This is a genomic window from Streptomyces sp. P5F9, assembly GCF_057961495.1.
This window is the reverse complement of record NZ_JBXVPZ010000283.1, coordinates 1-12,778: the sequence shown is the minus strand read 5'-3', so window position 1 is coordinate 12,778 and position 12,778 is coordinate 1. Positions and strand designations below refer to the sequence as shown.

At 72.1% G+C, this 12,778-nt stretch carries 8 protein-coding genes; 4 read left to right on the top strand and 4 right to left on the bottom strand.

Features of this window, described 5'->3' with window-relative positions; all coding sequences use genetic code 11:
* From AC31A1_RS33910 to AC31A1_RS33900, 3 genes are all read right to left on the bottom strand, one after another.
* On the bottom strand, nt 1-839 hold an 839-nt coding region (locus AC31A1_RS33910; protein ID WP_489656985.1), incomplete at its 3' end, for an NAD(P)/FAD-dependent oxidoreductase.
* A 47-nt stretch (nt 840-886) separates the two neighbouring features.
* On the bottom strand, nt 887-1,552 hold the full coding sequence (locus AC31A1_RS33905; RefSeq protein WP_489656984.1) for an HAD-IA family hydrolase: 666 nt from the start codon (nt 1,550-1,552) through the stop codon (nt 887-889).
* 47 nt (nt 1,553-1,599) lie between these two features.
* Nucleotides 1,600-2,988 carry an MFS transporter gene (locus AC31A1_RS33900; protein ID WP_489656983.1) on the bottom strand — a complete coding sequence of 463 codons (1,389 nt, stop codon included), beginning with the start codon at nt 2,986-2,988 and terminating at the stop codon, nt 1,600-1,602.
* Nucleotides 2,989-3,372: 384 nt separating this feature from the next.
* Between AC31A1_RS33900 and AC31A1_RS33895 the strand changes: the two genes are divergently transcribed.
* From AC31A1_RS33895 to AC31A1_RS33880, 4 genes are read left to right on the top strand one after another with little or no spacing between them, the layout of a single operon-like run.
* Nucleotides 3,373-4,629, top strand: coding sequence for an aspartate aminotransferase family protein (locus tag AC31A1_RS33895; RefSeq protein ID WP_489656982.1), 1,257 nt, complete (start codon nt 3,373-3,375; stop codon nt 4,627-4,629).
* On the top strand, nt 4,626-7,505 hold the full coding sequence (locus AC31A1_RS33890; protein WP_489656981.1) for an FAD-binding and (Fe-S)-binding domain-containing protein: 2,880 nt from the start codon (nt 4,626-4,628) through the stop codon (nt 7,503-7,505). The genes AC31A1_RS33895 and AC31A1_RS33890 overlap by 4 nt, the downstream gene beginning before the upstream one ends.
* Nucleotides 7,505-9,007, top strand: coding sequence for an NAD-dependent succinate-semialdehyde dehydrogenase (locus tag AC31A1_RS33885; protein WP_489656980.1), 1,503 nt, complete (start codon nt 7,505-7,507; stop codon nt 9,005-9,007). Before AC31A1_RS33890 ends, AC31A1_RS33885 begins: the two co-directional genes overlap by 1 nt.
* Nucleotides 9,000-9,989: a D-2-hydroxyacid dehydrogenase gene (locus AC31A1_RS33880; protein ID WP_489656979.1), complete on the top strand. Its 990-nt coding sequence runs from the start codon at nt 9,000-9,002 to the stop codon at nt 9,987-9,989. The genes AC31A1_RS33885 and AC31A1_RS33880 overlap by 8 nt, the downstream gene beginning before the upstream one ends.
* A 42-nt stretch (nt 9,990-10,031) precedes the next feature.
* On the opposite strand, the gene AC31A1_RS33875 is transcribed toward AC31A1_RS33880, so the two are convergent.
* Nucleotides 10,032-12,778: SpoIIE family protein phosphatase (locus AC31A1_RS33875; RefSeq protein ID WP_489656978.1), on the bottom strand; the 2,747-nt coding region annotated here is incomplete at its 5' end.

The following is a 12,778-nucleotide window of genomic DNA, read 5'->3' as shown; positions in this document are numbered from 1 at the left end:
ACCCACCCGATCTCGTCCCACACCCCCTCCGCCAGCGGCTCGGTCACGATCATGGAGCTGTTCATCGGCAGCCAGGCCCGCCGCAGCCCCTTCAACGACGCGGTGAACCCCTCCGTCGCCCGCAGCACGACAGGCGCGCGCACCGCACCATGCGCGGTGACCGCCCGCCCCGGCTCGACAGCACTCACCGGCGACTTCTCGTAGAGGCTCACGCCAAGCCGTACGACCACATCGGCAAGCCCCCGCACCAGCGCCGCCGGCTGCAACCGGGCGCAGTGCGGCGTCCAAGCGGCGGCCGTCATCCCCTCGATGCGGATACGTTCGGCGGCCTCCTCGGGCGTCAGCATCACCGAGTCCGTGACACCCCACGCATGGTCGGCCTCGGTCTTGTGCCGCAGTCGGCTCGCCTGGGCCGGGGTCCGGGCCACGCGCAGGGTGCCGCCCTTGACGATGTCGGCGTCGATGCCCTCTCGTTCGGCGACGGCGATGATCTCGTCGACGGCCTCGTTCATCGCGCGCTGGTAGTCGAGCACCGCGTCCCGCCCGTACCGCTCGGCCAGCCGGTCACGCGCCCCGGGCACCAGCCCCGAGGCCCAGCCGCCGTTACGCCCGGACGCACCGAAACCGGCGAACTCGGCTTCCAGGACGGTGATGTGGAGCGAAGGGTCGGCCAGCTTCAGGTAGTACGCGGTCCACAAGCCGGTGAGACCAGCACCCACGATGCACACATCGGCATCGCGGTCGCCGGGCAACGCGGGGCGTGGTGTGGGGAGTTCACTGAACCAGTGGGAGATCCGGCCGTTGACCGGTCCGGGCCGGCCGAGCGTGGTCGCGCTCACGGGGGTGTTCCTTTCGAAGCGGCGGGCGGGTGCGGGTGCCGGGAGGATCAGACGCCGAGCAGGCCGGGCAGCTCGGACAGGTCCTTGATCTCCTCGTACGGCTGGAACGCGGCCGAGCCCGGGAAGCCGTACCGGTTCACCCAGATGCGCCGCATGCCCGGGTACCGCTTGGTCGGCATGATGTCGTACTCCCAGCCCTGGGCGGTGTGGATGATGTCCTCCGGGCCGCGCCCGGTCGCCTTCATCAGATACTCGAAGGCCTGCGGCAACGGCTTGTACGCCCCGGCCTGCTCGGCGGTCAGGACGTAGTCCCACTCGACGCCCAGCTCGTCGACGGCGTACGAGATGAGGTCGTCCTCGCTGTTGGAGAGGATGGCGATGTCGTACTCGCCCTTCAACCGCCGCAGCGCGTCCGGGACTTCACGGAACGGCTTGAACTTCTTGATGGCCTCGACCAGCGCCTCGCCGTCCTCGTCCCGGTACTCCAGGCCGTGCAGCAGCATGACGTTGCGCAGGGTGCCGCGGACGATCTCGCGGTAGGGGCGGTACGCGTCGACGACGCCCTGGAAACGCATGACGTACGCGTCGTGGTGGAACTGGTCCGGGTCGACGTCGAGTTCGGCGAGCCGGTCCTTGACGATCTCGTGCGTGGCGGCGCGGGTGTCGAAGTTGATGAGGGTGCGGTAGCAGTCGAAGCTGACGACCTTGCGCATGACGTGAACTCCTTGATGGGGGAGGGGTGTTGAACAGCTCGGTGACTTCAGGAACGGCTGCCGGTCTCGGACGCGCCCAGGCCTTTCACGCCCACGTCCTTCAGGGCCAGGTCCTTGGTCTCGGGGGCGAGGAAGTACGACACGACGAGCCCCGCCAGCGTGATCACCACCGCGATGCCGAGCGTGCCGCGCACACCCAGGTCGTCGGCGGCGATGGGGAGCAGGAACGTCGACGTGGCCGACCCGACCCGGCTCATCGCGGTCGCGATGCCGACTCCCGTGGCCCGCAGGTCGGTCGGGAACAACTCGCTCGGGTAGACGAACTGCAGCCCGCTGCCCGCCGCCTCGAAGAACTGGAACGCGGCGAACAGGGTCACCACCAGGAACGCCCAGTGCAGCGGCAGCACCGCCAGCGCGAGCAACGCGACCGTGATGCACGCGAACGTGCTGATCAGCAGCGGGCGGCGGCCGATCCGGTTGACGACGACCAGGCCGAGGGCGATGCCCGCAACCGCCAGTGTGGTGATCAGCGCGCTGGCGCCGTACGTGCTCTCCACGCCGAAGGCCGACAGCATCTGCGGCTGGAAGGAGCGGAGCGCGAACGCCGGCGCGACCTGGCAGATCCAGAAGACGGAACAGAAGACGACGGGGACCGTGTGCCCGCGTTTGAAGATCTCGACGAGGTTGCCGAGGCCCGAGCCGCCGCGCTGTTCCCGCCGGGGTTCGGTGAGGAGTTCGTCGGCGTCGATGTCGGGGCCCAGGTGTTTGCTGACGACGGCCCGCGCCTCGTCCATCCGGCCGCGCGAGGCCAGCCAGCGCGGGGACTCCGGGATGCCGGCCCGGAAGACGAGGAAGACCAGCGCCGGGACCGCGCCGGAGACCAGCATCCAGCGCCAGGCGTCGGCACCGAGACCGGTCAGCGCCCAGCCGACCCAGTAGCTCACGCCGTAGCCGATCCACCAGGCCAGCACCAGGCCGGACAGGGAGGGGCCGCGCAGTCGGCGGGGGACCAGTTCGGTGGTGAGGGCGGAGGCGATGGGGTAGTCGGCGCCGATCGCCACGCCGATGAGCAGCCGCAGCACTACGAGCTGCCAGGCCTCCGCGACGAAGAACTGGAGCGCCGAGAAGACCACGAACGCGGCCAGGTTGAGGACGTACATCAGATGGCGGCCGACCCGGTCGGTGATCGGGCCGAAGACCGCGCCGCCGATGAACACACCGATCAGGACGGACGCGGCGACCAGGCCGGTCCACAGGGTGTCGAGGGCGAGTGCCGGGGTGATGAGGCCGAGGGCGACTCCCATCACGCCCAGCAGATAGCCGTCGCAGAACGGGCCGCCCATGGCGACCGCCATGATCCGGCGGTGGAAGGAACTGACGGGCGCGTCGTCGAGAGACGAGGCACCTCCGGTGGTGGTGGACGAGGTCACGGACATGCTTGAGGCTCCTGGGGACGCGAGGGCTGCCGGGGGACGCGCGCCGGCAGGGGGACCGGAGCGGAGGAGGGCTTGCGTCAAGCATTCGAATGCGTACGCCGCTGTACGCCGGAGAGACCGACAGGTCACCGAGGTGGGAAGCGAGGCGGTGAGGCGGTCCGGGGTTGGCCAACACCTTGGTTCAGTGCGCGGCGACCGTCAATGAACACCGTGTTCGCTTCGCCACCGCCGGGTGGACAGTGTGTTCCGCGGCCGCCGTCCGGTTGACAGACCGTCCACACCGGGCGGGCCGGGCGGACACGTTGCCCGTTGCCCCTCCCGGCGCACCGCCCACAGGGTGAGAGATGTCCCCCGCACCTCCTCACGTCGTGGGAGAACCGCCGTATGACACACCTGTCAGAGCACCTGCGCCAGGCCACACCGGTCGTCGTCGAACGCGGCGAGGGGGTGTACCTCTTCGGTACGGACGGCCGCCGCTATCTGGACTTCACCGCCGGCATCGGCGTCACCAGCACCGGCCACTGCCACCCCAAGGTGGTCGCCGCCGCGCAGGAACAGGTGGCCACGCTGATCCACGGCCAGTACACGACGGTCATGCACCAGCCGTTGCAGCGTCTGGTGGAGAGGCTCGGCGCGGTTCTGCCGGACGGCCTCGACAGCCTGTTCTTCGCCAACTCCGGCAGCGAGGCCGTCGAAGCCGCGCTGCGGCTCGCCCGCCAGGCCACCGGCCGGCCCAACGTCGTCGTCTGCCACGGCGGTTTCCACGGCCGTACGGTCGCCGCCGCGTCGATGACCACCTCCGGCGCCAAGGTGCGCACCGGGTTCGGGCCGCTCATGGGCGGGGTCGTCATCACGCCGTTCCCACACGCGTTCCACTACGGCTGGGACGAGGAGACGGCGACCCGGTTCGCGCTGCGCGAGTTCGACCAGCTCCTCCAGACCGTCTCCGACCCGGACGACACCGCCGCGATCTTCGTCGAACCGGTCCTGGGCGAGGGCGGCTACGTCCCCGCCAACTCCGCCTTCCTGCAAGGCCTTCGGGAACGCGCCGACCGGCACGGCATCCTGCTCGTCCTCGACGAGATCCAGACCGGCGTCGGCCGCACAGGCCGCTTCTGGGGCCACGACCACTTCGACGTCCGCCCCGACATCCTCATCACGGCCAAGGGCCTGGCCAGTGGCTTCCCGCTGTCCGGCATCGCCGCCTCCGAAGAGTTGATGCGGAAGGCGCGGCCCGGTTCGCAGGGCGGTACGTACGGCGGGAACGCCGTCGCTTGTACGGCGGCCGTCGCCACGCTCGACGTCGTCGAGGAGGAGAACCTTGTCGCCAACGCCGCCGCCATGGGCGCCCGGCTGCGCGCGGGCCTCGACGAGGTCGCCGCGAAGATCCCCGCGATCGGTGACGTGCGCGGGCTCGGTCTGATGCTGGCGAGCGAGTTCGTGACGGAGGCCGGCGAGCCCGACCCCGGGGCGGCAACGCGCGTGATGCGGGCGGCTGTTGAGGAAGGGCTGCTCCTGCTGCCGTGCGGACCGTGGGGCAACGTGGTCCGCATGATCCCGCCGCTGATCGTCGACGCGGGCGCGATCGACGAGGGGCTGCGCGCCTGGTCGGCCGCCGTCGCGGTGGGCACGGCCGGATGACCGACGCCCGCTCCCTGGCCGACCTGCTGGCCCGGACGGCTCCGGGGCTGGAGGTCGACACGGGGGAGGGGCGGCGCGCTCAGTACGCGTACGACGCGTCCAACTACCGGGTGCCGCCCCTCGCCGTCGCCTTCCCGCGCTCCGCCGAGGACGTGGCAGCGCTCGTACGGGCCTGCCGCGATCTGCGCATCCCGCTCACCGCGCGCGGGGCGGGCACCAGCATGGCCGGCAACGCGATCGGGCCCGGCGTGGTCCTCGACTTCTCCCGTCACCTCAACAAAGTCATCGCCGTCGACCCCGACACCCGCACCGCCGTCGTCGAACCCGGCGTCGTCCTCGACGACCTCCAGCGAGCCGCCGCACCGCACGGCCTGTTCTTCGGCCCCGACCCGTCCTCCCACAGCCGCTGCACCCTCGGCGGCATGATCGGGAACGACGCGTGCGGCAACCACTCCGTACGCTACGGCCGGACGGTCGAGCACGTCGAAGAGCTGGAGATCGTGACGGCCACGGGCGTGCGCGCGGTCGCCGGAGTCGGGGGACTGCGCGCGGTCGAGAGCGAGAACGCGGCCGAACTCGTCGCCCTGGACGCCGAGTTGACCCGGCTCGTCGATGCCAACCTCGCCGCCCTGCGCACCGAACTCGGCCGCATCCCCCGCCAGGTCTCCGGCTACCAGCTCCACCACCTCCTCCCGGAACACGGCCGGCACACCGCCCGGGCCCTGGTCGGCACCGAGGGCACCTGCGCGATCGTCACCCGCGCGACCGTACGACTGCATCTCGTACCCGCGGCCACCACGCTGCTCGCGCTCGGCTATCAGGACGTCGTGGACGCCGCCCTGGACGTCCCGGCGATCCTGCGCCACCGGCCCACCGCGGTCGAGGGCATGGACGGGGCCATCGTCGCGACCCTCCGCCACCGACGCGGCCCGCACGCCGTCACCGGCCTTCCCGAAGGCGCCGCCTGGCTCTACGTCGAACTCGACGGCACCGACCAGACCGAAGCCGACGCGCGAGCCGCCGACGTCCTCGCCGAACTCCGCGCGGGGGAGCGGATGGTGGCGGGCCGCGTCATCGACGACCCCGCCGAACGCCGGTCCCTGTGGCGCGTCCGCGAGGACGGCGCGGGACTCGCCGCCCGCCTGGTCGACGGCGGCACGTCCTGGCCGGGCTGGGAGGACGCGGCCGTGGACCCGCGCCAACTGGCCGACTACCTGCGGGACTTCCGCACCCTCCTCGCCAAGCACGACTTCACCGGTGTGCTCTACGGCCACTTCGGCGCGGGCTGCGTCCACGTCCGCGTCGACTTCGATCCGGCGACGCCGGAGGGCGCCGCCGCGATGCGCGCCTTCCTGACGGAGGCCGCCGCGCTGGTCGTCGCGCACGGCGGCACCCTGTCCGGCGAACACGGCGACGGCCGCGCCCGCAGCGAACTCCTCGCCGCCATGTACAGCCCGCGCATGCGCGCCGCGTTCGCCTCCTACAAGCGGTTGTACGACCCCGACGGCATTCTCAATCCCGGGGTGATCGTCGACCCGGCGGCCGTCGACGCCGACCTCGCGCTGTACCCGATCACCTCCCGTGCGCCGGTCAACTCCCGTGCACGACAAGGGGGGTTCACCTTCCCCGACGACCCGGGCGGCCTCGCCGAAGCCGCGAGTCGATGCATAGGGGTGGGCCGTTGCCGCAGCGACACCGGCGGAGCCATGTGCCCCAGCTACCGCGCCACCCACGACGAACGCGACTCCACGCGAGGCCGCGCCCGGCTGTTGCAGGAGATGCTGCGCGACGGCCCCGGCACGGTCATCACCGACGGCAGCCGCTCGACGGAGGTACGGGACGCCCTCGACCTCTGCCTGTCCTGCAAGGCCTGCGCCGCCGACTGTCCGGTGGGCGTCGACATGGCGACGTACAAGTCGGAGTTCCTGCACCGGCATTACCGGCGTCGGCTGCGCCCGCTCAGTCACTACAGCCTGGGCTGGCTGCCCTGGTGGGCGGCGCCGGCCCGCTGGTTCGCCCGTCCCGTGAACGCCGTACTCGGTGGACCGTCGGGCCGACTGGTCGCACGGCTCGGCGGGGTGACCACCGAGCGCACCCTGCCACGCTTCGCCCGACGCCGTGACCTCCAAGCCCACTTGCCGCCGCAGCCGTCAACCCCGGCCGCCGTCCTGCTCGTCGACTCCTTCACCCGGGCCTTCCGCCCCGACGTCGCCGGAGCCGCCGCCCGCGTCCTCGCCGACGCCGGGGTCCCCGCGACCGCGCGCGACGGGCTGTGCTGCGGGCTCACCTGGATCAGCACCGGCCAACTGGGCATCGCCCGCCGCGTGTTGACCCGAACCGTCGAACGGCTCGACGCCGAGGGCGAGTTGCCGATCGTCGTACCCGAACCGAGCTGCGCCGCCGCACTCCGTCACGACGCACCCGCCCTCCTCGGCACGGACACCGCACGCAGGGTCGCCGCCCGCGTCCACACCTTCTCCGGCGCGCTGACCGAACTCGCCGACCCCGACTGGAAACCCGCGGCCGTCCCCGACCGCGTCACCCTCCAGACCCACTGCCACGAGTACGCCGTCTTCGGCGAGACCACCCAGAACGCACTGCTGCGCCGCCTCGGCGTCGGACAGGTCGACGAGGCGAACGGCTGCTGCGGCCTGGCCGGCAACTTCGGCTTCGAAGCCGAGCACTACGACACCTCGACGGCCGTCGGCGCCCTCTCGCTCGCCCCGAAACTCGCCGCACTCGACACGAACGCCACCGTCCTTGCCGACGGCTTCAGTTGCCGTACCCAGGCGGCCCATCTGACCGGCCCCGACGGACCGCAGGCCCAGCACCTGGCCCAACTGCTCGACCCGAACCCGCCCGGAGGAACCCGCTGATGACCACCACCACGTCCGTCGTCGACACCGTGTCCGTCGTCGAGACTGTTCCCAAGCAGCTGTTCATCGGCGGGAGTTGGCAGGACGCGGGCGACGGCAGCCGTTTCGCCGTGGACGACCCGGCGACCGGCGAGCGACTGTGCGAGGTCGCCGACGCCGCACCGGCCGACGGGCAACGCGCCCTCGATGCGGCGGTGTCGGCGCAGGAGGCCTGGGCGGCGACCGCGCCCCGCGCCCGCAGCGAGATCCTGCGCCGCGCCTACGAGATCATCCTCGAACGACGGGAAGAACTCGCCCTGTTGATGACCCTGGAGATGGGCAAGCCCCTCGCGGAGGCGCGCGGCGAGGTCGGCTACGCGGCGGAGTTCTTCCGCTGGTTCTCCGAGGAGGCCGTCCGGATCGACGGCGGGTTCACCCGGACCCCCGACGGCGCCAACCGTGTCCTGGTCATGCGCCAGCCGGTGGGCCCCTGCCTCCTCATCACCCCGTGGAACTTCCCCCTCGCCATGGGCACCCGCAAGATCGGACCGGCGATCGCGGCAGGCTGCACCATGATCCTCAAGCCCGCCCCGCAGACCCCGCTCTCCAGCCTGGCCCTCGCCGGAATCCTCACCGAGGCGGGACTGCCCGAGGGCGTCCTCAACGTCGTGACCACGACGGACGCCGCCGGGGTGATCGAGCCCCTGCTGCGCGGCGGAGGCGTGCGCAAACTCTCCTTCACCGGGTCGACCCAGGTCGGACGGCTGCTCCTGGCCCAATGCGCCGACACCGTCGTGCGCACCTCCATGGAACTGGGCGGCAACGCACCCTTCATCGTCTTCGAGGACGCCGACCTCGACCGGGCCGTCGAGGGTGCCATGGTCGCGAAGATGCGGAACATGGGCGAAGCGTGCACCGCGGCCAACCGCTTCTTCGTGCACAGCGCGGTCGCGGACGCGTTCGCCGCACGGCTCGCCGAGCGGATGTCGGCACTCGCCGTCGGTCCCGGCACGCAACCCGGTTCCCAGGTGGGACCGTTGATCGACGCCGCCGGACGCGCCAAGGCCGACGGCCTCGTCCAGGACGCCGTGACGCGCGGCGCCAAGGTGCTCACCGGCGGCGAAGTCCCGGACGGGCCCGGCCACTTCTACCCGCCGACGGTGATCACCGAGGTCCGCCCGGAGTCGGAACTGATGCGGGCGGAGATCTTCGGCCCGGTCGCCGCGATCCTCACCTTCGACACCGAGGACGAGGTCGTGCGCGCCGCCAACGACACCGAATGGGGCCTGGTCGGCTACCTGTTCACCCGCGACCTCGACCGCGCCCTGCGCGTGGGCGAACGCCTGGAGACCGGCATGGTCGGCATCAACACCGGCCTGGTCTCCAACCCCGCCGCGCCCTTCGGCGGCGTCAAGCAGTCGGGGCTGGGCCGCGAGGGCGGACGGGTCGGCATCGACGAGTTCCTGGAGTACAAATACCTGGCCATCCCCGTGGTGTCCGGGGCGGCGGACGGCCGTGGCTGACCGGCTCGTCGTCCTGCACCAGGGCACCCTGCCGCCGAACGCCGAGCACATCGAAGCGATCGCGGACACCGTGTACGCCACCGAGGAGGAACTCCCGCTCCTGCTCCCCGGCGCGGACACCCTCCTGTGCTGGCACTCCATCACCCCCGCGGTCGCGGCGAGTTGGCCGAAGGACCCGGCCCTCGCCCCCGGCTGGGTCCACGTGGCCGCCGCCGGAGTGGACTCCCTGCTCTTCCCGGCCCTGGTCGACCACCCGGACGTGGTGCTGACCAACTCGCGGGGCGTCTACGACCGGGCCATCGCCGAATACGTCCTCGGCCTGGTCCTCGCCCTCGCCAAGGACTTCCCCGGCAGCTGGGAGCACCAGCGGCGCCGCGAGTGGCGCCCCCGCGACAGCGAACGCATCGGCGGCCGTACGGCACTGGTGTGGGGGACCGGGCCCATCGGCCGTGCCGTCGCCCGCATGCTGCGCGCCGTGGGCATGCGGGTATGCGGAGCCGGGCGCACCGCACGCACCGACGACCCGGACTTCGGCACCGTGCACGAGGGCGCGGGCCTGCGGACCGCGCTCGCCGGCGCGGACTACGTGATCCTCGCGGCCCCGCTCACCCCCGCCACCCGCTGCATGGTCGACGCGTCCGTCCTCGGCGCGATGAAACCCGGAGCCCGCCTGGTCAACGTCGGCCGAGGTGGCCTCGTGGACGAAGAGGCACTCGTCGAGCACCTCGCGGACGGCCGCCTGGCCGGAGCGGCCCTGGACGTCTTCGCGCAGGAGCCGCTGCCCGCCGCCTCACCGCTGTGGGACATGCCCGGCGTGATCGTCTCCCCGCACACGGCGGGCGAAGTCACCGGCTGGCGCGCCGAGTTGGCGGACCTGTTCCTGGAGAACCTCACCCGCAGGGCGGAGGGCCGGCCGCTGCGGAACGTGGTCGACAAGGAGAAGGGCTACGTGAGGGACGGAACTGCCATGGAACCGTGCTGAGTTCGCGACTCCGCGCTCGATGCCACTGTCCGGGGCGTCCCGTCAGTCCTCGTCACCGAACGGCAGCGAGTCGAGGTCCCCGGTGAAGTCCGCCGCCGTCGGGAACATCAACTCCAGGGCGTCGTCCGGGAGTTCCTGCCGGGCTCCGGGAGAGCCCAGGGTCTGCTCCGTCCAGATGCACTTGCCCGTCGGCGTGTAGCGCGTGCCCCAGCGCTGGGAGAGGGCGGTGATCAGTTGCAGACCGCGCCCGCCTTCGTCCGTGTCCGTGGCACGGCGGATCCGGGGCATCGTCAGGCTGCCGTCGAAGACCTCGCAGATCAGCTCGGCGCCGTGCAGCAGGCGCAGACTGACGGGGCCCTTGGCGTGGCGCACGACGTTGCCGACCAGCTCGCTGGCCAGGAGTTCCGTGGTCGGGGTCAGGTCCTCCAGGCCCCAGGTGCGCAGCTGCTCCCGGACGTGACGGCGGGCCTGGCCGGCCGCGCGTGGGTCCTGGGGGAGCGGCCAGGAGGCGATCTTGTCGCTGGTCAGGGCGTGGAGGCGGGCGACGAGGAGGGCGGCGTCGTCGGCCGTCGAGTGTTCGGCCGGGAGCAGGCCCGCGGTGAGGGTGTCGCAGAGGTCCTCCAGGTCCGCCTCCGCGCCGGACTCGGTCCGGTGCGCTGTGCTCAGGATGCGGGCCAGGTCCGCCATGCCCTCGTCCATCTCGCGCTTCGACGACTCGACCAGGCCGTCGGTGTACAGCACGAGGAGACTTCCCTCCGGCACCTTCAACTCGACCGTCTCGAACGGCGGTTCCGCCGCGCCGAGCGGTGGATCGGCCGACAGCTCCGGGAAGTGGACGGTGCCGTCCGGGTGGACCACGGCCGGTGGCGGATGCCCGGCCCCGGCGATGGAACAGATCTGGGTCGTCGAGTCGTAGAGCGCGTACAGACACGTCACGTACGACTCCTCGCCCATACCGGCGACGAGTTCGTTGAGATGGCTCATGATCTCGTCGGGCGGCAGCTCCAGGTCGGCGAGGGTGTGCAGCGCGGTGCGCAGGCGGCCCATCGTCGCCGCCTCCGGGAGGCCGTGGCCCATGACGTCGCCCACCACCAGGGCCACCTGGCCGCCGGAGAGCGGGATGATGTCGTACCAGTCGCCGCCCACGTCCATGCCCTGGCCCGCGGGAAGGTAGCGGGCGGCCGCGGTGCACGCCGGCAGCTCGGGCAGGACCCGGGGGAGCAGGCTCCGCTGGAGTTCGCGGGACCGGGTGTGCTCGGCGTCGTAGAGCCGGGCCCGTTCCAGGGCCTGGGCGACGAGGGCGCTGATCGTGGTCAGCAGGGTGCGTTCCTCGTCGGTGAGCCGGCGGGCGCGGTCGAAGGCGACGACGCAGACCCCGAAGGTGTGACCGGACGCCGTCAGCGGCAGGAACGCCCACGCCTCCTTCCCCGCCCGCTCCGGTCTGGCGGCCAGCTCGGGGTAGCGGGCCGCGTACTCCTCGGTCGAGGAGAGGAACATCGGCAGACCGGACGCGATCACGTCCCAGCCCGGCTCACCGGGCGTGCGCACGCGGCCGTCGACGGTGGCCAGGAAGTCGTCCGGGTAACCGTCCGCGCCCACGGTGTGCAGCCGGTCGCCCTCGACGGCCTGCACCAGGAGCCCGGCGGCGGCGAACGGCGGCAGCACCCGGCGGGCGACCGCCGCCACCACGTCCTGCGAGGTCGTCGCCTTGGCGAGCGCGGCCGTCAGCTCGCCCATCCGGACCGCGCGCCGCGCCACCGCCAGCTCGGACGCCCGGCGCTCCTCCTCGTGCTGCCGCTTCTCGGTCACGTCGGTGAGGTAGAGGGTGACCCCGTCGGGACCCGGGACCAGCCGCAGGTGGTGACGACGGCCGGTGCCCTCCAGCTGGGCGTCGAAGCCGACCGGCGTCTCCTCCGCCGCGGCCTTCCGGCAGCGGTCCTCCAGACCGGGGACGTTCCGTACCGTGGGCAGCTCCCACAGCAGGCGCCCGAACAGCTCCTCCTCGGACAGACCCAGCGTGCGCTCCGCCTCCAGGTTGGCGAAGGTGATCCGCCACTCCTCGTCCACCGCGAGGAACCCGTCGCTCATATGACGCAGGGCCCGGCTCAGCGCGTCCCGGGCCGACCGCGACTCGTTGCTCTCCCAGCCCACGCCGATCATCCGGAGGGGCTCGCCGTGCTCGTCGTACGTCGCCCGGCCGCGGGCCTGCGTCCAGCCGTACGTGCCGTCCAGGCGCCGTACCCGGTACTCGGCCTCGAACACGCCGTGCTCGCGGATCGCCCGGTCCACCGCGTCCAGTGTCGGCGCCAGGTCGTCGGGGTGGACGCACGCCATCCAGTTCTCGACCCTGGCGGTGTAGTCCTCGGGCCGCGTGCCGTAGAGCTCCAGGGCCGCCTCGTCCCAGATCAGCTCGCCGCCCTGGATGTCCCAGTCCCACGAGCCGACGCTGACCTCCTTCAGCGCCTGCCGAAGCCGGTCACGGTGGCCGCTCGGCTCGCTCTGGGAAGGCCCGGAGGGCGGGGGCGCCTGCCTCATCCGCTCCTCGGTCCAGGCGACCAGATCCCGGAGGAAGTCCCACTGCTGAGGCGTGGGTTCGCCCTGCTCGCCCATCAGGACCGTGAGCGCGCCGATGGTGCGGTCCCCGCCGGACACCGGTACGGCGGCCAGCCCGGTGCCGGGCCAGGCGAGCTTCTGACCTGCGGCGGCGGGCTGCACCGGCACCCACACACCACTACCCTGGCGCACGGCCCCGGCCGGGGCCGTCGGGCCCTCCTGGTCGATGATCTCCC